The organism is Paenibacillus sp. J22P143 (genome assembly GCF_059692035.1).
The window spans coordinates 13,798-35,622 of record NZ_JCAUAQ010000013.1; the positions used below are offsets into that span (position 1 = coordinate 13,798).

At 46.2% G+C, this 21,825-nt stretch carries 20 protein-coding genes; 6 read left to right on the top strand and 14 right to left on the bottom strand.

Annotated features, from left to right (window positions below; all coding sequences use genetic code 11):
* Nucleotides 1-65: 65 nt before the first annotated feature.
* A complete protein-coding gene (locus AC58PQ_RS17955; RefSeq protein ID WP_497243837.1) occupies nucleotides 66-1,565 on the bottom strand; it encodes an MDR family MFS transporter in 1,500 nt (499 codons plus the stop codon).
* Between the two features lie 144 nt (nucleotides 1,566-1,709).
* Here AC58PQ_RS17955 and AC58PQ_RS17960 point away from each other — a divergent pair, with 144 nt between their 5' ends.
* Nucleotides 1,710-2,363 carry a TetR/AcrR family transcriptional regulator gene (locus AC58PQ_RS17960; protein WP_497243839.1) on the top strand — a complete coding sequence of 218 codons (654 nt, stop codon included), beginning with the start codon at nucleotides 1,710-1,712 and terminating at the stop codon, nucleotides 2,361-2,363.
* 4 nt (nucleotides 2,364-2,367) lie between these two features.
* Nucleotides 2,368-3,207: an AraC family transcriptional regulator gene (locus AC58PQ_RS17965; RefSeq protein WP_497243841.1), complete on the top strand. Its 840-nt coding sequence runs from the start codon at nucleotides 2,368-2,370 to the stop codon at nucleotides 3,205-3,207.
* 232 nt (nucleotides 3,208-3,439) lie between these two features.
* Here the strand turns inward: AC58PQ_RS17965 and AC58PQ_RS17970 are convergent, their stop codons facing one another.
* Both AC58PQ_RS17970 and AC58PQ_RS17975 read right to left on the bottom strand, forming a co-directional pair.
* Nucleotides 3,440-4,870: a HEAT repeat domain-containing protein gene (locus AC58PQ_RS17970; protein WP_497243843.1), complete on the bottom strand. Its 1,431-nt coding sequence runs from the start codon at nucleotides 4,868-4,870 to the stop codon at nucleotides 3,440-3,442.
* Between the two features lie 128 nt (nucleotides 4,871-4,998).
* Nucleotides 4,999-5,889 (bottom strand): sugar phosphate isomerase/epimerase family protein, encoded by an 891-nt coding sequence (locus AC58PQ_RS17975; RefSeq protein ID WP_497243845.1) that lies wholly within the window; start codon nucleotides 5,887-5,889, stop codon nucleotides 4,999-5,001.
* A gap of 132 nt (nucleotides 5,890-6,021) precedes the next feature.
* Between AC58PQ_RS17975 and AC58PQ_RS17980 the strand changes: the two genes are divergently transcribed.
* On the top strand, nucleotides 6,022-6,915 hold the full coding sequence (locus AC58PQ_RS17980) for a helix-turn-helix transcriptional regulator (RefSeq protein ID WP_497243847.1): 894 nt from the start codon (nucleotides 6,022-6,024) through the stop codon (nucleotides 6,913-6,915).
* A gap of 211 nt (nucleotides 6,916-7,126) precedes the next feature.
* On the opposite strand, the gene trhA is transcribed toward AC58PQ_RS17980, so the two are convergent.
* The 4 genes from trhA to AC58PQ_RS18000 all read right to left on the bottom strand — a co-directional run bounded on the left by trhA (nucleotide 7,127) and on the right by AC58PQ_RS18000 (nucleotide 11,322).
* On the bottom strand, nucleotides 7,127-7,771 hold the full coding sequence (trhA, locus tag AC58PQ_RS17985) for a PAQR family membrane homeostasis protein TrhA (RefSeq protein WP_497243849.1): 645 nt from the start codon (nucleotides 7,769-7,771) through the stop codon (nucleotides 7,127-7,129).
* 936 nt (nucleotides 7,772-8,707) lie between these two features.
* Complete coding sequence (locus AC58PQ_RS17990) at nucleotides 8,708-9,373, bottom strand: hypothetical protein (RefSeq protein ID WP_497243851.1); 666 nt, start codon at nucleotides 9,371-9,373, stop codon at nucleotides 8,708-8,710.
* Between the two features lie 237 nt (nucleotides 9,374-9,610).
* Nucleotides 9,611-10,231 carry a glycerol-3-phosphate acyltransferase gene (locus AC58PQ_RS17995; protein ID WP_497243853.1) on the bottom strand — a complete coding sequence of 207 codons (621 nt, stop codon included), beginning with the start codon at nucleotides 10,229-10,231 and terminating at the stop codon, nucleotides 9,611-9,613.
* The gene (locus AC58PQ_RS18000; RefSeq protein ID WP_497243855.1) at nucleotides 10,231-11,322 is read right to left on the bottom strand and encodes a glycosyltransferase; all 1,092 of its coding nucleotides are present in this window, start codon (nucleotides 11,320-11,322) and stop codon (nucleotides 10,231-10,233) included. Before AC58PQ_RS18000 ends, AC58PQ_RS17995 begins: the two co-directional genes overlap by 1 nt.
* 173 nt (nucleotides 11,323-11,495) lie before the next feature.
* Here AC58PQ_RS18000 and AC58PQ_RS18005 point away from each other — a divergent pair, with 173 nt between their 5' ends.
* On the top strand, nucleotides 11,496-11,750 hold the full coding sequence (locus AC58PQ_RS18005; RefSeq protein ID WP_497243857.1) for a hypothetical protein: 255 nt from the start codon (nucleotides 11,496-11,498) through the stop codon (nucleotides 11,748-11,750).
* 37 nt (nucleotides 11,751-11,787) lie between these two features.
* Nucleotides 11,788-12,534 (top strand): hypothetical protein, encoded by a 747-nt coding sequence (locus AC58PQ_RS18010; RefSeq protein WP_497243859.1) that lies wholly within the window; start codon nucleotides 11,788-11,790, stop codon nucleotides 12,532-12,534.
* A gap of 23 nt (nucleotides 12,535-12,557) precedes the next feature.
* Here AC58PQ_RS18010 and AC58PQ_RS18015 read toward each other — a convergent pair whose 3' ends face one another.
* Complete coding sequence (locus tag AC58PQ_RS18015; protein WP_497243861.1) at nucleotides 12,558-13,922, bottom strand: Na+/H+ antiporter NhaC family protein; 1,365 nt, start codon at nucleotides 13,920-13,922, stop codon at nucleotides 12,558-12,560.
* Nucleotides 13,923-14,136: 214 nt separating this feature from the next.
* Between AC58PQ_RS18015 and AC58PQ_RS18020 the strand changes: the two genes are divergently transcribed.
* Nucleotides 14,137-14,991: a helix-turn-helix transcriptional regulator gene (locus AC58PQ_RS18020; protein WP_497243863.1), complete on the top strand. Its 855-nt coding sequence runs from the start codon at nucleotides 14,137-14,139 to the stop codon at nucleotides 14,989-14,991.
* Here the strand turns inward: AC58PQ_RS18020 and AC58PQ_RS18025 are convergent.
* The 6 genes from AC58PQ_RS18025 to AC58PQ_RS18050 all read right to left on the bottom strand — a co-directional run bounded on the left by AC58PQ_RS18025 (nucleotide 14,988) and on the right by AC58PQ_RS18050 (nucleotide 21,780).
* Entirely contained in the window at nucleotides 14,988-15,896 is a 909-nt protein-coding gene (locus AC58PQ_RS18025) for a phytanoyl-CoA dioxygenase family protein (RefSeq protein WP_497243865.1), read from the bottom strand. The two genes, AC58PQ_RS18020 and AC58PQ_RS18025, sit on opposite strands and share 4 nt — an antisense overlap.
* 62 nt (nucleotides 15,897-15,958) lie before the next feature.
* A complete protein-coding gene (locus AC58PQ_RS18030) occupies nucleotides 15,959-16,753 on the bottom strand; it encodes a response regulator transcription factor (protein ID WP_497243867.1) in 795 nt (264 codons plus the stop codon).
* Between the two features lie 4 nt (nucleotides 16,754-16,757).
* Entirely contained in the window at nucleotides 16,758-18,539 is a 1,782-nt protein-coding gene (locus AC58PQ_RS18035) for a sensor histidine kinase (protein ID WP_497243869.1), read from the bottom strand.
* A gap of 131 nt (nucleotides 18,540-18,670) precedes the next feature.
* Complete coding sequence (locus AC58PQ_RS18040; protein ID WP_497243871.1) at nucleotides 18,671-19,498, bottom strand: carbohydrate ABC transporter permease; 828 nt, start codon at nucleotides 19,496-19,498, stop codon at nucleotides 18,671-18,673.
* Between the two features lie 4 nt (nucleotides 19,499-19,502).
* Nucleotides 19,503-20,372, bottom strand: coding sequence for a carbohydrate ABC transporter permease (locus AC58PQ_RS18045; protein WP_497243873.1), 870 nt, complete (start codon nucleotides 20,370-20,372; stop codon nucleotides 19,503-19,505).
* An 82-nt stretch (nucleotides 20,373-20,454) separates the two neighbouring features.
* Nucleotides 20,455-21,780, bottom strand: coding sequence for an ABC transporter substrate-binding protein (locus AC58PQ_RS18050; RefSeq protein WP_497243875.1), 1,326 nt, complete (start codon nucleotides 21,778-21,780; stop codon nucleotides 20,455-20,457).
* Nucleotides 21,781-21,825: the final 45 nt, after the last annotated feature.

Here is a 21,825-nt window from a genome sequence, read left to right on the forward strand (position 1 = left end):
CCTGGAAGTAGTATATAACTACTTCCAGGCTGTCTTTTTATATGAGTCAGTCTAAGCAATATAGCTTAGTGCAATCCCTCTAACGCTACATCGGTATGCGCTTCTTGATGTGCGACCGTCTTGCCGCGACGAAGGAAAAGTCCTAGAAAAATGCCACATATCGCAATCACCATCATGACTTTGAATGTATAGCCGAATGCATCAGGCGCTACGGAAATCATCGATTTCTGCATCTCTGCTGGGGAACCAACAGGAAGCTTTTGCTCCGTAATCAAAGTTGTCACGCGGGAAGTAAGAATCGTAACCACGATTGCTACACCGAACGAGCTGATAACTTGCTGCATAGCACTCGTCAACGATGTAACACGACTGACGAGATCTTGCGGAGCTTTTTTGATCAAATGAGAATTGATTGGCATCATCATAAGACCCATACCTGCACCAGCCATTGCTAATGGTAAGATGAGATCCGTTCTTTGTGTAGCCAAATCCATGTGAGAATATTGGAAAATCGCTCCTGAAACTAACGAAAGACCAATAACGACTAACCAACGAACGCCAATTTTATCAAATAAATAACCACCAATTGGCATCATTAGACCCGACGCGATGGCTTGCGGGAATGTGGTCAACCCCGATTCGAAAGCGCCGAAACCACGCGCCTGCTGCAAGAATTGCGGAAGTAAGAAGATCGCACTGAACATACAGAATTGGATCACCCATTGAATGAATATACTAAATGAAAAATCGAACGATTTGAACACGCGCAGCTCAAGTAAAGGAATTTTCGCTTTCAATTCCACGATAACGAAGGCAATTAAAGCGAGCGCACCGACAATCATACCTCCAAGCGCTTTATCGGAAGTCCACCCAGAAGCACCTTGTGAGATCCCATACGAGAGTGATGCGAAAGCAATCGGACCTAGGATCATCCCCGGCAAGTCAAAGCCAGCAACCTTTTTACGAGCAACAACAGGTAATTTCCACAATCCAAATATTAAGCTGAAAATACCAACGGGTAAATTAATAAGGAAAATCCAATGCCAAGAATGGTACTCAACTAACCAACCTGATAGGATCGGCCCAATCGCTGGTGCTATTAAAATAGGTACGCCTAGCATTCCCATGACTTGCCCAATTTTGTTAGGTGGACTAAGTCTGAATACATAAGCCATCGCAACAGGCATAACGAAGCCCCCGCCCAAGCCTTGTAGAACACGGAAAATGATCAACATCTCTGCCGTGTTAGGTGTCGCGCATAAAAGGGAAGCAATCGTGAATAAAAATACTGATGTGAGGAAGACATTTTTCGCTCCAAATCGGTCAGATAACCATCCCGCTAACGGAATGACGGCTGCCGATGCTAACATATAGCCCGTCACTGCCCATTGGATCGTGGGTAGATCCGTTTTGAAATCAACAACCAACTTCGACAATGCTACGTTCATCGCAGTCGTGTCGAGGATTACCATAAATATGCCTGATATAATGGCGATTAACGGCACCAAGATGCTCGTAATCTTAAATTCCGGCTCCGTTCCACCAGATACAGCTGTTTGACTCATACCTAACTCCTCCTTAGACAATCTCTCTCTCATCGTGTTACAATATATATAGGACAATTGTCCGCTACTTCATGTTACGGACAATTGTCCGCAAAGTCAAATGATTTTTTCATGGACGATCTCTCTATCAGGAGGAACGAATAGATGAAACATCCAGATGATCATAACCTCGTTTTTTGTGAACCCGCTAAGGAAGTCATTTCACCAAGCAGTCGCCGTGGAGAACGAGATACGGAGTATCGTCGTCGCATCCTCTCTGCTGCTCGAACCCTTCTGGAAACGCATGATATAGAATCCGTTACTATGCATCAAATTGCGAAGGAATCCGGTGTGGGCCAAGGAACCTTGTACCGCCGATATGCGAATATTGGAGATGTCTGCAGCGATTTGATCAAGTCCACTACGACGCGATTTATTAATAATCTTGAGGAAAAATACGCAAGAGTTACGCCCGATGGATCTGGGCAAGAACAGTTATCTGCTTGCATTCATGATGTCATCGATTTCGTCGATGAGAATGTCGCACTCTTGTCCGTCATCTCCTCCATGCATGCGGATAAACGCAGCGTCAGTATTCACAAAAAGCCGTTCTTTGTCAGACTCCGCAATATTCTTGCGCCGCTTATTCAACATTCCGTTCAGCATGGCGAAATCGCGGACATTGATGTTACGTTAACGGTCAATACGATTCTAATCTCACTTTTCCCAGATCAGTATATGTACCATAAAGATGTACTTGGCTACACGAAGCAGCAATTTACGGATGGCATATGTCGACTTTTTGTAAAAGGAATATAAAGCTATGAAATCAGAAATGAATGCTAGTCAGCGTACCTTTTGGAAGAAATACATTGCTAAAGCGAGAATAGATGTCGACTATGCAGCGTACACGAAAGTACCGAAAACCTGGAATGATGAGAATCCAGCCTGTCCTGTAAATCGGTTGTATTTTATTATCGAAGGTGAAGGTTTTGTAAAAGTAGGGGATCAAACTTATTATCCACGGCCCGGCGAGCTCTACCTTCTACCTGCTGGCAGCGACCAAGCCTATGGGACGATCAGTGAGGATACCTTCGGCAAGTATTGGTGCCATTTCACGGCGAAAATCGGGGATTTGGACCTCTTTCAAATTTTGCACACCACCCCTTCTATTGTCGTCAAGGATTCGGAATCGCTTCAACAAACATTTGAAAAGTTGATCTCCTACCGCCGAAGTGATGCCTTATCGGCTGAGTTCCGAGTCACCGGCATCCTCCATGAGCTTATCGCGGAATTTATTGATGGGAATGCATCTGTGAAACTGAATCTAGCAACAACGCCTACTCATGAGAAAATGTATGGTGTTCTGCGATACATGGAACAGCATATGGCGGATCAGGTTTCAATCGAAACATTGGCGCAGCTCGCTCATTATCATCCGAATTATTTCATCAACGCATTCAAACAGTTTACGGGGTACTCTCCGATTCAATATATGAACCATCTGCGTTCGGAAAAAGCAAAAGATCTGCTCCTGACCACGGAGCTGAATGTCTCCCAAATAGCCGATTCCTTCGGCATGGAATTGTCGTATTTCTCCCGTATGTTCAAGGAACAAACGGGGTTTAAACCGACGGCGTTCCGCGATTTGCGGCCGCGGTGAGTGATGGATGCGGTTGTAAAGGATCAGCGGGGAGAAATATAAAACCTCCATCTATTTTCTTGGGATCTGCCCCTTTCTTCGGAAAGTGCCGAAAATAACTGGATATTTTGGTGGGAAGGGCAAATTTGTGGTTGTTGAGGTGCCGTTGGTCTCCCTGCCGCTACACACAAAGCCCCCACATCGAATTGACTTCGATGTGGGGGCTTTGTCGTTGCCTATTGGAACTAGGCGCTTACGGATAAAAAGCATTCTTCGCTGTCGTCGTTGGACACCAACGCGCGTTCAGCAGGAACTTAATGAGCGTATCCTTCGCTCGCTCCGTTCCAATGTAGTGCAGGGATTCCGCCGCATGCGCACGCACATAGCGGTTCTCATCATCCAAAGCGATTTCCAATTGGGGAATCGCCGCCTCGGCACTTGCCCCTAAGCGGGACAAGGCTAGGCTCGCCATAAACCGTACCTGTGCACTCTCATCCTGCAGCGCCCCCGCTAAGCTGGCGACCACTTGATCGTGCCCGACCTCCATTAGACCAAGGGCATCAACCACAGCACAGCGAATCGTCTCCGACGGATGCTGCATCAAATTCACAAGTGCAGGTACTACTTCGCTTGCAAGTCCTCTTAGTTCACCAAGTGCAAACACTGCATGCGCTATGACTTTCTCGGAATTCGCTTCCGTTCCTTCATCCGCACCCGCCAACGCTTCAGCCAATCCCTGAATCGCATCACTTCCTGCAGCGGATAAGCCATAAGCAGCAATCCGCGACACATTTTTATCAGCGCTGTGAAGTCCTTGAATTAACGCTTCAACACCACTCTGTCCACTCGCCGCAAGCTCATAAGCTGCATTAATTGCAATCGGCTCGAAGCTGCTCAATCCCGCTGCCAATTCTTTGATCCGATCTGGATCGGAAGCAACTGTATTGGCTATGCTGCCGACTTGTCCAGACAGCCAATTCCATGTCTCTTCCCACATCAGATCATGCTCAGCGATTGGCAGTTGTAAACCCACAGGCTTCCGCCATCCACTCTCTTGATTGTTCCAGCTCGGCGATTGCGGCATTTCGGTACGCATGAATTCAAACTTCAACATATACCGTTCTTTCCCCAGCACATTCGGCGTAGAACGGTGCCATATATCATAATGAATCAGCGCAAAAGTACCCGCTTCCCCACTCGCCAAAACCTCAGCCTCTTGCTCATTTTCTTCAAATGTGCGAGATTCATAGTTTTGCGTTCCTGGCAGGACGCTCGTCGGTCCTAATTCCACAGGCGTATCCTGCGGGAAATACATGATCATCGCCCAATGCGGATGATGGTTCCGCATCCTTTTATAGCCCCAATAGCTATCTTTATGCCAAGCTCCCGCTACATTTGAAGCATTAAAATGCCCATGACGATGCGCATGCATCATATAGTTAGGACCCAGAACACTGGTTAATGCACCCGTTACAACGGGATGATCAAATACTTTGCGCAGCTCCCGAATTCGGGGCAACAAGTTATTCCCAGGGTTGCCTTCCTCCGTATACACCGTGTTCAACTGTTCAACTAGACTTTCATGGAACTCGCGTGGGAAATCGGTTTTGAGAATTAGGCAGCCATTCGTAATAAACGATCTCATTTGCTCATCCGTCAATAATAAAGGTGTGTTGTTCTGCATTGTCTCTGCCTCCTTGGCATGTAAGGAATTAGTGATCCATGCCTTTATTATATGAATGATGATTCGGACATTAAATAAACAATCTTAATCTGTACTAGCACAAAATTAAGGTGTTTTTATCCACCTAATTACACTGGGTTTGGTACAAAATCACCACCACGACAGCGCTTCAAATAATTCAGCGCGTGTACCTGTCCCGTCATCTCCAGCTCGCCTCGATACACAGGATCATGCCAACCCTCGATATCAATCGTGCCTTGATAATCGTTCTGACGAAGAATCGTAATGACGTCGGACCAATTCGTATCCCCGAAGCCTGGCGTGCGATGCCAGACGAATTCCTGGCTGCCATGTACGCCATACTCCCGCACAATATCCCACGCGATGGTCGCGTCTTTCCCATGAACATGGAACACTTTATTGACCCATTTACGCAGCTGCGGGATCGGATCAATCAGACTGACCATTTGATGACAAGGCTCCCATTCCAACCCTAGATTTGCAGACGGAACCGCATCAAACATTAAATTCCAAGCCGTCGGATTATGAGCAATATTCCAATCACCCGTTTTCCAGTTACCACCCATATCACAATTTTCAAAAGCAATGCGCACCCCGCGATCCTCCGCTCTCCGTGCAAGCTCACCGAACACTTCTTTGAATTTCGGAATAGACTCTTCAATCGGACGATCCGTGATTCGCCCTGTGAAGCCATTTACAATATCAGTGCCAAATAAATGTGCGTGATCAATTAATCGCTCCCAGCTAGCGAGGGTATCCCGATTATCTCCTGTGCCAGTCAGCGGATTACCAAAGATGCCAATCGCCGAGATGACAGCATCATGTTCGGCAACAATATCAGCTACTTGCTTGGCCGTTTCCTTCAAATCGATCTCACCTGTTGATTGCCAGAAGGTCAAACTATACGATTCAAAACCATGTTTAGCGATTTGCGGAATAACACGAACCGCATTGCCCCCACCGACTAAAGTTCCAATGCGAAGCTTACTATGCGTCATTGATAATCACTCCTATTTTGGTATAAAGTTAAGATATACTTGTATTATAGCTAGGCTTCACCCTAATCACCCTATCCAATCTTGTGCTATATATGTCTTATCTTGCATCTTCAAGAAATGAGAGGCGACCCGATGACTTACCCGCAGGATTTAAAAGAACGAACACCATTATGGGACAACAACTACCCCATACGATTCTATAGAAACCGTGCTACACGTAGCGCGAAGGATGATACGATTCTCTATCTGCATTGGCATGAGCATTTTGAAATCATCGATATGCACGTTGGCAAAGCGGTCTTTCATATTGATAGCAGGCCCTATGAGGTCGAAGCTGGTGACCTGCTTTTCGTCCCTGCTGGTGCCTTGCACGTGGGCTATAGCTTATCTGATGAGCCGATGGAATATGTAGCGGTTGTGTTTAATGCGTCCTTGCTGCGGATGGTAAACTCCGATCCTGTATATGAACGCTACATTCTACCGTTCCTTGACGGACGCGTACTTCCACCTGCCATGCTAAAATTCAGTGATGCACAAGCAGCCCCCTATCGCCGACTCATTCGTGAATCAACAGCTGAATTTGAACAGAAGAATCCCGCATATGAGCTTGTGATCAAACACAATTTCCAATTGCTATTCAGCTTGCTAGCGCGACAATTTCTGCCGGAGAAATTCGTCACCAAGCCTATTCCTGTCAGGCATACAGAAGCATTCAAGCCATTAATTCAGCAGATGGAAGCTCAGCTATCGGAGCCTCTTTCCGTGGAACAAGCAGCGCGAATTGTGAATCTGAATCCGTACCATTTTTGCAAAACCTTCAAAAAACTTACCGGACGCACCTTCATCGATTATATGAACTGGCTGCGGATCAATGAATCCGACCGTTTACTTCGCGAAACAGAATGGACGGTTACGGAAATTGCTGAGCGAATTGGCTGCGGGAATGCGAACTATTTTACGAAAATGTTCAAGAAATATAAGGGCTTTCCCCCTTCTGATGTTCGCAGAAGACCGAGCAAGGCGTAGCGTCCTGCACGGCTGCAGTCAAATTGAGGATGACGAATTACCCATTTGGCCCGGGTGTGGATGTGAGTCCAATGTTGGATGGAACGCTACTCTTGGAGCAAACTGGCGAGTTGATTTGGCAGGGAAATTTGCGAAGTGGCCGAAGGCAAGCTTACGAAGGCTGAAATACTTGATCATCAGGAGTTCAATATCAATCGAATAGGGCCTAGCTTTATAGGATGGCAGGCATCACGTAGCTGTACACGGTAATAAAATGGCACGTACTCCCAGCCAGAACAAACAGGTGCCAGAAGGTATGGTGATAGCGTAATTTTCGCCAGAGGAAAAAAGGGACTCCCACGACATAGCTCATCAATCCGAGCCCGAGCCAAACAAACGCCATGTGAGGCAGTCGCACATATAACGGGACGATGAAGATTATCATAAAGGCGCCCATGCTCAAATAGAACAGCAACCCCCATGGCATAAATCGCCCAATAATGAGATGCACATATCGCACACCGCCGAACGCTAGCGCCCAAATGATGATGAGAAGTTCAATCGCTATGCGGCTGTGCCAAGTGATGAGAAGGAACGGCGTGTAGGAACCTGCCATGGCGATGAATATCGCCGCATGATCCAGCTTTTCGAAGCGTCTCCCCCATATGGGTGAGCGAATGCCATGCAGCAGCGTCGAGGACACATAGAGTAAGCAAAACGAAGCTCCGAAAACAACATTGCTCGCCGCGTATAACCAATCTTCAAATAGCGCAGATCGCTGCAATAGCAGGATGAGCCCATAGACGCTTAAACACACGCCAATTCCATGGCTGACCGTGTTTAAGCGTTCTTCTTTTCGTGTAAGTTGATCCTCCATGAGTCGGGGCACTCCTTTCGTTGGGTATGCCCCTAGTTTTTCCCACGGAGGAGGCGCGTATGTATCGGCGATGGGGCGAAGAGATACTCGAATTTCGCTCTGCTTCGACCGAGTTACTCGAATTTTTCGAGTATCTCTTCCATTTTCGCTCTGGTTCGACCAAGTTACTCGAATTTTTCGAGTATCTCCTCGATTTTCGCTCTGCTTCCACCGAGTTACTCGAATTTTTCGAGTAGCTCCTCGATTTTCGCTCTGCCCCTCCCGAGTTACTCGAATTTTTCGAGTATCTCTTCCATTTTCGCTCTGCTTCCACCGAGTTACTCGAATTTTTCGAGTAGCTCCTCCATTTTCGCTCTGCCCCTCCCGAGTTACTCGAATTTTTCGAGTATCTCCTCGATTTTCGCTCTGCTTCCACCGAATTACTCGAATTTTTCGAGTATCTCCTCGATTTTCGCTCTGCTTCCACCGAGTTACTCGAATTTTTCGAGTATCTCTTCCATTTTCGCTCTGCCTCTCCCGAGTTACTCGAATTTTTCGAGTATCTCTTCCATTTTCGCTCTGCCTCTCCCGAGTTACTCGAATTTTTCGAGTATCTCTTCCATTTTCGCTCTGCCTCAACCGAGATACTCGAATTTTTCGAGTATCTCCTCGATTTTCGCTCTACCTCTCCCGAGTTACTCGAATTTTTCGAGTATCTCCTCGATTTTCGCTCTACCTCTCCCGAGTTACTCGAATTTTTCGAGTATCTCCTCGATTTTCGCTCTGATTCCACCGAGTTACTCGAATTTTTCGAGTATCTCTTCCATTTTCGCCCTGCCTCTCCCGAGTTACTCGAATTTTTCGAGTATCTCTTCCATTTTCACTCTGGCTCGACCGAGTTACTCGAATTTTTCGAGTATCTCCTCGGATTCGACGTTGCCTCGCTCGAGTTACCGACTAGTTACGACGCAAAAGCGCCACCCCCTTTTCCGTAATTATGAATTTATGACATCTAGTCTTACTTCCACCGATTGAACTAATCAAACTTTTGGATTCCAGATCTCGTAATACTTTCCTGCAAGTCTCTTTCGTTAGCTGGAGCCACACGCATACCTCCGCCAATCCAAACGGCTTATTACTTAGCAAAGCGAACCTCAAAACTTCCCGCTCGCAAACAGGCAGTTGGAGCAACCCGGCACCCTCCACATTTCCGATTCGGCCGATCAATTCATATAGATTTCTTTGGCAGAATTCCGGCTTTTTCTCTAGCTCATCTCGACTATATGGAAAGTAAGTGTACCCAAGTATCGCGATTGAACGCGCACGAGCTCGCTCGAATGAAAAACGGTCTCTCGTGATTTTCTCAGCATGGGTAACGTAGTTGTCCTCCTCGAACACGATCCGCAGCGCGGGGTGAAATGCATCACCATATATCCTTACCCCGGACAAACTCAACATTTCATTTTCAAGCATCAAACCCTCTAACGTCCCCAAGACTGGCAGCAGCACTACCTCCAAAAGTTTCTTCGTTCCCGCCAAATCCCTTAGCAACATCTCGCGTCTCTGACCTTCTGCTTGCCGAACTTGCTCCTTCCAAAAATCTTCATACATGTTCTCAAACATACCTACCGCCTCCTAAGAAAATAAAAACGCCGCTAGCTCCGGCAAAAGGAGCTAACGGCGTGTGCTTCACGCGTAAAATCATGCATATATTCACATTACCAAACTCCATGCTACTTGGCAAAATAAACTTACTTTCTCCATTTAGTAAAAAAAGTGGGTTTAACAGCCGCCATGCGGCGGTGACTCCCAACATGCGCCGAGGTTCCGCGCGAGTTAGGAGTCACCGCACGATCAGCGCTAAGACCCTTCTTTTTGCTCATTCTTTTTATGCAGCAACGCAATCAACTCTTTGCGATGCTTCAGCATGATTAGCAGCGTGTTCCCCAACCACACCCAGAGCAACACGGCGGCCGCGTCCCGTACATACAGATAAACGCCCAAGAGCAGCATACCGATCACGACCTGCTGACCATCTGCCTCCGACGATATCGGTTTCCATTTGTTTATGACCTTCATCAGACCTAGCATAATTGCCAAAATAACAGCCAATGCAAGTGACACCTCGAACTGTGTCAATCCACTCCAAACGCCGAAGGTAACGGCGATGGCCTTGCCCCCTTTTCCACGTAAAAAAGGTGAAAAAGCATGCCCGAAAATTGGCGCAAGCGCGATTGGGATCAGTCCATACCCTGACATCCCGCCAACCTCAACGGCCAATAAGATGACTAGATACCCTTTGATAAAATCGAGCAACACCCCGACAATCCCCAGCCGATAACCCGCCGCTTTCCATAAATTGAGGGCACCGGGGTTGCCGTCTCCGACTGTTTTCAGGTTTTTCCGAGCCAACCGACCTAGCCAGTAACTAAACATAAGCGAACCCGATATAAAAGCACAAAGCGTCCAAACGATAATCATTACTCTCGCCTGCTTCCTACTTTGACGTGCCGCCCTTTCCAGGCCACATGTCCCAGAAATACGACCTGATACACCGAGTACAGCATGACCATAATGAAAAATAATGTCGACACTACATGCAAGACAGGCATCACAATGCCAAACATACCAACGTATTTTACAAAATAAAAGAGCTGTGCCATGTAAAGCAGGTATCCGATTAGAAGCGGAACGCCCCATGAGGTTGATAGAAAAAATGGGAAAGCTGATGAGAGGATCAGCCCAATGACCCAAATCGCGGTTAGCGTGAGTGTGCCTGCTTTTATCTTAGACGTACTGAGTACAGCGCCTTTGCCGAAGCCTTGGATCTGGCTTTTGAACCCCTGAGGATACATGCGGAAAGAAACCAGCCCAAAGCCGATAAAATTGTTCACCGGGATACCTGCCCTCGCATAAGCACCACCCAGATTCAGATCGTCCAGCATTTCCGACTTGATGCCTTCATGGCCTTTGATCGATTCATAATCTTCCCTTGTCGTTAAAATACAGGACCCATAAAGGCCCTTCTGTGCATTATTTTTTTCAAAAGGAGATGTAAACGCGTATACGCCGAGCACGTTGAAGATAAGCGCCAGCCTCTCTCGAAGATTCTCCGTGTAATGGTAGGGGACAATGGATAGTACGCCACCTAATTTATTCCGCGCCTTCACCAAACATTCTAATGCCCGAGGTGCAAAGCGAATATCTGCATCCAGGAAAGCAATGAGATCCCCAGTCGCATGGGAATAGCCATTCCATACCGCCCAGTTTTTGCCCGTCCACCCGTCAGGCAGCCTTGGATTTGAAATCACAGTAACCCCATAGCTTTCGGCGATTTCCTTCGTATTGTCATTCGAAAAATCATCCACGACGATGATTTCATAGGGCTCCAAGGATTGAATTTTCAACGCGTGAAGCAAATGAGGCAGATTGTCCGCTTCATTTCTAGCCGGAATAATAATAGACAGCTTAACATCATTCAGAGCTTGATCCGCGCTGCGTGGTATCACATGTCTCCTGAAAATCACGAAACCAGACAGACAGCCGAGTATACATAGTACTAGAAGCGCCATCCTTAGAACTCCTCCTTCGCATCCCGCTGTCAACGGATCCTGAACGAGCCCATCTTTCGATCCGGGAATACAGGCTATATAGATGTATATGAATCATCAATCGCTCTTCATGCGAACAATTCACTCGGTATGTTATAATAAACCTTATCACCTTATTGGAGGCATCCTTAATTATGAAAATTTATGTCATCCTCTCGTTTGATGGGGAAACACTTGAAAATGTTTATGTCGGTCCAGATGAGGACAAAGCGCTTGCGTTTAAGCCGGCTGATTTTGAAAATTGCGATGCACTCTTCGTGGAGATTTGGGAAGACGGGGAAAAGACCGATGATTTCCGCTTAGAGGAAGATGAAGATTTGGAAGACGACGATGCCGACGACGATTTTGATCAAAATGAAGAAGATGATAATGAGGAAGAAGTGAAGTAATCCTTCCCTCTATCTAGAATAGAAAGGTTGATCACATATGGATTACGCGTTCGCCATTCAACCAGCTGCGTTTACTCGTTTCGATGATGAGTCCGAGCTGATCGATCAGTGTAAAGAATGGGGTTTAGTTTCGGAAAAAGCAGTAAAATCGAAGGCTTTTTTCTATAAAGGTAATAGCCTGAATGTTGCTTGTACAATTGTTGGCCTTGTGGATCCCATGACTGCTGTCATTGAATTGGATTCGAAGCAACTGCACTGCATTCATCCCTCCTATTTGAAGGAAATGCAGGCTGCAAACTATAGCCAGCGTGGTGCGGCATTGGCTGAAGACGCTGCTTTCGTGGACGAGCTTGAGACTGCTGAGCCGGAAGAGAAACCAGCCAAACCAGCCAAAGCTGCTAAGGTTGAGGTTATCGCTGAGGATGGACAGGCTGCTCCTGCTGAGAAAGCTCCCGCTAAAGTGAAAAAAGAAAAAGCCCCAAAATTGGAGCTTCCTGAAGAAAAAGTGAAAATGAAGGCAACCGTTACGGAGTTTACGACAGTGCCGAACAACTTCTCCGATACCGATGATGAGGTCATCATCTACGAAGCCGTTTCGATTCTAGAGCCAGCGATCGAAGTCGGCACCGCTTGGTCGAGCCACAGCGCAACGCTCAAAAAGCTCGAGCTCGCAATCGGCGACATCGTCACCTTCGAGTGCAAGATCGTTGCCAAGAAGCTGAGCAAGCACCCGGTTCCGTATAAGATCAACAATCCGGGTAAGATGCAGAAGGTAACGGAGTAAGGATTTATGGAACTTATGAGACTTCAGCCCTGTGGGGGCTGAAGTTTTTTTCTGTCCACTACATAGGAAACAATCAAGGTATACAGTGGCAGCGTCCATAGGAATACCGCAAAGTGTATATAACGTTCAACAGTGACTCCTACAATCGTTGCACACAGAATAGCTAACAAGTTCCAAGGCACCAAGGCAGCAAAAATAAGAGGTGCGTCCGCCACCACGCGTGATAAATGCCCCTTGGGGAATTTCCGCTCCCACAGCGGCAGCAAATTGCGTCCCGTCATCATGATCGGAAGTGTCTGCGTACAAGCTAGCAGGGCCAGAGCTAATCCGAATAAACCGGTACGAACAGTAGCCGTGCCCTGGGATGAGGAAGTGCCCAATAAACTAATCATATAAGGCTGCATAACGCTTGTTTCTTCCAATATACCGTTATAGGCCCCAGCAAGTGCGATCAAGATAATTAACCCTATCATGCTGGACACACCCTTGCTGTGCAAGGATGGCAACTGCTCCGCAGAATAACCGTTCCACAAATGATCCAGCCATTGGTAGGCATCGACGCCTTGAATGAGCGTTCCCAGCACGATACTGATACCAATGGAAAAGAGGAACCCGTGCCTCGTTTTGAATCTCAGCAGGATTGTTCCTAGAAGCACAGCAACCGGCAGCCATAGCCAAAGACTGTAACGAAATTGCGAAGTATAAACAACCGAGATTAGCGAGCCATTCGACACGCTGTCGAGCGATAGAGCGCCATTCCAATCTCCTCTTATATCCGCTATCACAAAGAATGCGAGCGCGGTAACGAAAGCTAAGATCGTCGTTGGCAGCAGATAACGGAACTGACCTTTGACTGTCATACCAGTAGAGGAAGCGACAAGCTGATTCGCACTCGAAAATGGCGATGTTCGGTCTCCGACAAAAGCGCCGGATACAAGTGCGCCGGCTACCAGCGGGAGTGGAATATTTAGCAGTGCTCCCATCCCTATTAGCGGTATACCTACTGCGCTTAATGTGCCCGTAGACGTGCCTAAAATCATTGATATGCCTGCTGTGAACACAAAAGAAAAGCTGACAAAAAATGCGGGATTAAGCAGGCCTAACCCCGTATCAATCAGATACGGAATGGTTCCACTTGCAGTCCATGCAGGGATTAATAGGCCAACGAGCAGTAAAATATACATGACTTCCTTGGTATGCTGTATACCAGTTATCATACTGTGAACGAGTGTCCTTACAGGCACTCCTTGCCGCAAAGTTATTGCAATCAATACCGCTAAACCGAATACAAATCCAATAGCCAACGGAATGCGAAACAAATACGCAGCACCCAGTCCTAAAACTGTCGTAAGTATCGTAATGCTAAGGTGGAATGGGGTAAATCTCACGTCAATTCTCCTTGATCGTTATACGCCTCGACGGGGCTTTCTAATTAATTCCTGCCCCATAAGCATAACGAAGAAAGCAGCCGATCACAAGATCGACTACCTCCTACCCCATCAGATGGCCGATCCGCCCCAAGACCCTATTACTGTTGCCAAAGGCACTCACCAAATTCACATCTACATGCTACAATAAAGCATATAGAAAGGTGCTGATCAAATGTCTCTACACCCGAGTATCCTGCAACCTGTAGAAACGATTGGAATGCTACAGGATTACCATTTTCCACCTTACATCACAGTAGCCCATATGTTCCACGCCCCACAAGGCTGGGCGATTCGCAATCGGGAGATGACGCAGTTTATCTTGCAGTATGTGGTTGATGGATTCGCCTATTATCCGGTTGGTGATAACCCATATGAGACGCACCGTGGCGATCTCTTATTTCATCGTCCTAACGAGCGCCATTCTATCATTAAAGCCGATCTCAGCCCTTATGTCTGTATTTCGCTCGTCTTCCACTTTGGCACATCTGCGTTCCCGTATGAGGAACTTTTTAAGCACAAGCATCTGCTCGGCAATTTCGCGGATCATCCCGTAGAAACGATGCTTTCGCAGCTTGTTTCGCATTATCGTCAGCCTGGGCTTGTGCACCAGATGCATTGCCAAAGCTTGCTCATGCGCATTCTTGCCGAAGCCGCACAAGCCATCGAATCGGGCACAACCCGCACCAAAACAGACGCGCTCACCATGCCGAAGCTCGTCTTAATTAAGAACTATCTCACGAAGCATTACAGCCGTGAGATACAGATTAAAGAGCTGGAGGACGTATCCGGCCTCAGCAAAAACTACATTTTGAGTCTTTTCCGCCAACATGTCGGCATGTCGCCAATGCAATATTTGACATGGATCCGAATCAACAAAGCGAAGGAACTGGCCATCCACAGCAATCTCTCCTTCAGTGAAATTGCGGATCGCGTCGGCTACTCCGATGTCCATACCTTCGGACGTATGTTCAAGAAAAAAACTGGGCAAAGCTTAACCCAGTTTTGTGCGAATTTGATCTATTCCTAACCGCGCCAATAATCATCATGCGCATATCGATACGTCTTCGGCATCATCTTCGCGCCAATCGCGAATGCACCTTGCGGTTGATACACAAACGGAGTTTCACCCGATGAATATGCAGCTTCCCCGCGCTTTTCAATACAATCAACGAGCATATGTTGCTTTAATGCAAGATACTCCAACGTATGCGGGCCGAACTCGGCTTCGATCTCACCTGGACGGAACTCGTAATATACGGTGCGGCGAAGCGCATTGCCATCTCCCTCTGGAGAGCCATGAAGCAACTGGATGTTATGGAAAATCACATCACCAGGATTCAAAGGAACAGGTACTGCATCGCTGACTTCGAAGCCAGGGCGAGCGCAGCGTTCCTCGGCAACCTCCGTCGCCCAGTGGTTACTTCCCGGAATAACCCACAAGCATGACTTCAGATCTGCTTCATCCAAATAAAAATCAACATTGAAGATCGGTCGCGGATCTGTACACCCCTCTGGCACTAACGCGTCTCGATGCCAAGGCACACTGGCTGCCTGATTAGGGATTTTCACCACTAAGGAATCCCACGTTGGAATGAAGTTACCCCCTTGAATCTTGGCAACTGAACGTAAGATAAACGGATGAGCAAGCAAGGCTTTATTTGCCTCTTGTTTATCTATGATATATTCCGTCCGCCAGTATTTGCGATCACCATTTTTCCTTACGCGGTACTTATAATCTTCATCATCGCTTCCAGCCATCCCGATTTCAACGGCTCTCATCGTTTGCTCCTGCAGAAGTCGCAGTTCCTCCCCGACCACCACATTACGGATGACGAGAAAACCATTTTCCAAGAAAAACTGTGCTTGTTCATTCGTAATTTCAGACTGCAGTAAAGCATCGGCTTCAGGTCTGTGAATCTCTTGTTGGCTCATTAGATCAACCTCCTAAGAATTCTTTCATACCTTTACTTTACTGCAAGAAACACCGAAAATCTTTAGTCTAAACAGGCATTATGGTTGCCGAAAGCACACTGTCCAGTTTGATATTCTTTTGGCGTCATGCCAACCGTTTTTTTGAAAAGCTTCGTAAAATACACAGGGTCGTCATAGCCCACAAGCGAGCCTACCTCATACATTTTCACATCCGGATAATCCTCCAAAATATGCTTGGCCTTCCCGATACGCAGATCCGTCACATAGTCCGTGATCGTCTTGTTCGTTTCCTTTTTAAACAATTTACATAAATAGCTAGGATTTAACCCGACCTTATTAGAAAGCTCATTCAGCTCGAACGCTTGATTGAGATCCGACTCCAGCATGCGAATAACGTCCGCGATAATTTGCTTCTTGTGCGCCCTTGGCTCCTCTGGTAAGCGCTCAACGGCTTCCTTTTCAGATGCATGGAACACCGTCAAGCGCTCCCCAACTCGCTTCAAAACTTGAAATAAATCCTTCTTATTCACGGGCTTCGACAAATACTCTTCCACACCAAACCGTATCGCTTGACGGGCATACTCGAATTCATTAAATCCACTTAATAGAATAATATGCGCATCCGGATATTCTGCTCTCGTTCTTTCAATCAGCTTCATCCCGTCCATCATGGGCATTTTGATATCGGTGAGGAGCACCTTGCAATCCCCCTCTTCCCAGCCGCTCATTTTATCCATCGCTTGAATGCCGTTTGCGCACAATCCCATGATCTCAATGGGTAAATCCATCGCTTCTACCATGGCCTGAAGCCCCAATCGAATTCGTTGTTCATCGTCAACTATCAACATTTTCATCATCAAATTAAGCACTCTCCTTCCATGCTTCCAGAACAGGCAGGACAATCGTAACCGTTGTACCTACCTCGATTTCACTGCTCACTTGCAAGCCAAACGGGGCGCCATATTGTAAAAAAATACGCTCATTCACATTGGCAATACCAATGTTAGTACGATTCTCTTGCTGCATGCCTAGCATCGCATTCCGAATAATTTTCAGCTGTGATTCTTCCATCCCGCCTCCATTATCCCTAACTGTAAAATAGATCGCCTGCTTATCCTCGTAAGAGTTGATGGTGATGAGACAATTTTCCTCTTTCATTTCAAAACCATGCAGAATCGCATTTTCTACGATCGGCTGAAACAATAGCTTAATAACGGGGTAGTTCAGATGTTCCTCGCTGATGTTCAACTCAAGCTGTATATCCTTGGAGAAGCGAAAGTTTTGCAGCGCCAAATACTTCTCCAAATGATCCAACTCCTTATGAATCGTCACCTGATCCGTCCCTCGCAAGATGCCGTACCTCAGTAACTCACCCAAATTGTAGGTCATTTCTGAAATCTCGTAATCTCGCTTTACTTCGGCCGTCATCCGAATCACTTCCAACGTATTGTAAATGAAATGCGGGTTAATTTGATGCTGCAGAGACCTCAGTTCAGCCTCTCGTTTGCGATTTTGCGTCTGATAGACTTCTTCCACAAGCTCATTGATTCTTCTAATCATATTATTAAAATGCTTCGCTAAGATGCCAAACTCGTCCGAATATTTCACAGGTATTTGTACGTCTAAATTCTCTTTGTTAACCTGCTTCATCGTCCGCATCAAGGTCCTTAAGGGCCGCGTCAACGCGATCGCAATAATAGCTGATGTGACTAAAGCAACTGTGATGGATAGGAGCACGAGAATCATCGTGAAATCCCGCGTTACCCTAGTTTCCTCTGTTAATTGATCCACTGGGATGAGCACGATTTGCTTCCAGCCCGTCACCTCCGAGGTCGTGTATGAGGTCAAATACGTCTTCCCTTCTATCGTCACTTTAAAGCTTCCTTGTGCCCCAACCGCTTTCTCAACAAGCTCATTGCTAGCTACATTCGTAGAAATCCATCTCTGCTCGCTATCATAAATGACTGTATTCTGATCGTCGATCACCATCGTTCGGCCTTTGGTTACCTCATCCAATTCACGCACCGCATCAGCGATGACCTGAATTCTAGAATCAAATATGATCATCCCGATGCCTTCCAAAGAGTTTGTATTTTTCAGCTCACGTGCAATGGAGAAGTAATATTTATCCGTTTGTCCCACCCTAATTTTCTGTGTTGAGATCACAATGGAGGAGCCTTGCGCGTTGCGCAATTGCTGCCTTAAATCCACGGCTTGCTGCCGGATGTTCGCCCGGATTGTATCATTTTTCGTGCTGTCGTACATATTGCCGTAGTTGTCGAAAATGTACACAGACTCCGTATCATTCTTCAGGCTGTTCAGACCCTTCACAAAGTTTTGCAGACGGTTCGTTTCTTCCAATGTTTTGGTCGGATTGGCTAGGGATTCCTGAATATCCTGCATATAAATTTGACTGCCTGTCACCCGCTTAATATCTGAAACATACTGATCCACCCGCTCCAATATTTTCTGTGAAATCTGGTTCACATAGACGGCCGTATTCTTCTCTATTGATTTGGAATAGCTGGAGTAAGAGATCATTGAGATGGTTACAATCGGTACCGTAATTAAAATAACAAAAACTGTAATCAATTTTTGCGTTAATGATAATCTCACAATCCAATGCCAAATTTCGCTTAGCACATGAAGTTCCCCCCAGCTCTTTCGCAGGAATGTAAGCCCTTTCTTTATAAAAGCCAAGAAAACCCATGGCTCCAACAGCTGGGCCTTGGGTTACTATTTCGACTCGAGCGCAGCAGTGTCCTGCTTGCTTTTCATTTCACAGAACCATTCGTAATGCCAGAGAAAATGTACCGCTGGAGGAATAAATACAGCACGACCGTCGGAAGTAAAATGATGAGAATTGCTGCACAAATTAGCTGCCATTCGGCACTATTCGTGCCTGTAAATTTCATCAAGGTGGTCGAAACAACGCCTAGCTTCTGCGAAGGCATATACAAATATGGCGTGTACATATCGTTATAAATCGAAATGGTTTTCAGAATAATAACAGTCGAAATCGCCGGCGTTAAGAGCGGTATGATGATACGGTAGAAAATCCCGTAGAGGGATAACCCCTCGATCATCGCATTCTCATCCAGTTCATATGGGATATTCCGAATAAATTGAAGCAGAATGTAAATTTGCACAACATCCGCACCGATGTATAATAGCACAGGAGCAAAATGCGTGTTAAATAAGCCCAACCATTTGATTATAGAGAAAATCGCCACCTGCGTTGTGATGACTGGAATAATCGCTGCCCCCGTGTATAGACCAAGAATGAGAAAGCGTCCTGGGAATTTGAAGCGCCCGAGTACATAAGCTACCATTGTCCCCATCACGATGTTCCCAAGCAAGGATAAAGCGATCACGATACTTGTGTTCAGAAAAGCCTGCCCCAGATTCCCACGTTCAAACACGATGCGGAAATTTTCAAAATTAAGAAAGGAGTTCGGCAATGAAAACGCGCTGGACATGCCGTATTCCTTACTTCCCTTAAATGCATTTACACATAGGATATACAAAGGGAAAAAGATAATCAGGGTCGCGAAGGACAAAAGCGCGTATTTCACTGTCGATGTGATTGGTCTTGGTTTCATGGTGTCACTCCTCCTTTCCTCCAACAATTCTACGTTGTGCGGATACTACGACAATAACGACGATCATAAGCAGAACACTCATCGCTGATGCGAGTCCAAAGTTATTATATTGAAACGCGGTCTCCACTGTTTGCTGAACATACGTTTTACTTGCAGCCAAAGGGCCGCCTTTTGTGAGGACAAAGGGTAAGTCGAATACTTCCAAAGCCCCTATCACGGTCAGAAACAGATTAAGCTCGATAATTTTCCTCATACCAGGTAATGTGATGTAGCGAAGCACTTGGAATCTTCGTGCACCGTCCATTTTAGCTGCTTCATACAGATCTTCCGGCAGCGATTGCAGTGCCCCCAAGTACACAACCATATTGAAACCCATAAACTTCCATGCTGAGATCGAAGCAAGTGATATGTTGACTAACCCAGGTTTACCTAACCAAGAAATGGGTTCTACACCTAGCAAATTCAGAAAATAATTTAACGATCCTGTATTCGTATCAAATACATAACCGAACATAAACGCGACCGCAACGCCGTTCATGATATAAGGGAGAAACAGCACTGTACGAAACATATTGCGGCCCTTCAACTTACTGTTTAACATCACAGCGAAGAAAAAGGCAACTATATTCTGTAAAATCCCGCCAACAAAGTAAGCCACATTATGGAGGAACACATAGAACACTTCAAGATTCCCCATAATTTCTTTGTAATTTGAAAACCCAACCCACGTTTTGGCTGGTGTTAACCCATCCCATGACGTAAAACTTAAGTAAATGAGCCTCATGGCCGGAAAGTAGGTAAATGTCAGCAGAAGCGCGAGTGGCACAAGTAGAAACGATAAAATTAAGGTGATTTTTTGTTGTTGGTAGCTCATCTCCATACCTCATTGCTCTTTAATTTGAAAAAAGAGGACTGAATGCTAGCAAAGTCTCATTCAGCCCTCTTACGCCTATCGTTTACTTACCGAGCGCTTTCTTCGCTTCTGTCCATTTCTTGTTGTATTTATCGAATACTTTGGCAACATCCGTTACCGCAACCTCTTGCGCGATATCGTTGAGATCAATTTGTGCTTTGTTTTGGATTGCCATTGCGTCACTATTATCTGGAGCGATTTCAACGAAATTAAGGTCTTTCGTAGCCAAGAAGTCAGACAATTGCGTGACAGTAGACTTCTTATCCTTCAAGGATGGAATGAAGCCAGCGAAATCATCATGTCCCGAATCTTCAATCAACCATTTAACGAAGGCTTTGGCTGTTTTCAGGTTTTTGCTGTTTTTGCTAACTGCATAGAAATAATCAGGCGTCATAAGTGTAGTCAGCTTCCCAGAGTTATCGAAAGGCATTGGGAAGAAGCCAACATTTGCGCTTTCTGTGCCATTTTCAATGACTTGCGGGATCACCCAGTTCGGCAATAAGTACATCGCCATTTTGCCAGATGCAACATCTTTCTTGGACTGTTCCCAATTCGAGGAGTTGATATCTTTCTCCGCGTACCCTTTGCTGATCATGGTTTTGAGAATGCCGAGGGATTTGGCGAATGCACCATTCGGGTCAAAAGCGTTCTCCTGCTTAATGCGATCATTCCAGAAGTTTGGATTGCCAGACATCGCTACTGCTACGTGCTGCCACGTGTAAAGCGGCCATTTGTCCTTGTAGTTGGTTGCGAGTGGAACAATTCCCTTCGCTTTCAGCTTCTCGGATGCGGCATAGAATTCATCCAGTGTTTTCGGAACAGCTGTAATACCCGCGTCTGCAAATGCTTTTTTGTTATAGACAATACCCGTTGTCGAACCGCCAGTTACTAGACCATATGTGCCGCCGTTCGCTGTTTTGTAATCCTTGAAGCGGATTTTATCATTCAGACCAAGATCGTCTAGTGGTGCAAAATAATCAGGAAGCTGGGTATTCGGAATGTTCGGAATCAGAACGACATCCGGCATATCCGCAGTAGCCATACGCAATTTGATAGCGGCTTCATAATCCTTCAGTGCTTCGAATTCTACGTCCGCATTCGGAAATTTCTTCTTAAACGCTTCACGGTATTCTTTGAGCTTCGTATCAACTAAGTCCGTCCGGTTCGTTGCGAACACGATCTTACCTTTAATCTCATCATTCGGATTCGCTGCTTTTGGAGCTTCTGTCGCTGCTGCAGCCGTTGGTGCTGCTGTTGCCTTGGCTTCTGGTGATGGACTAGCCGTCGTTGTCGATGCATCCGATCCGCATGCTGCGAGTAAGGTTGCTAATAAACAAATTGATGTTGAGGCTACTATCGTCTTCTTCATCCTATTTCCCCCAATAAACTAGTTTGTGTAGCGCTTACATTTTTA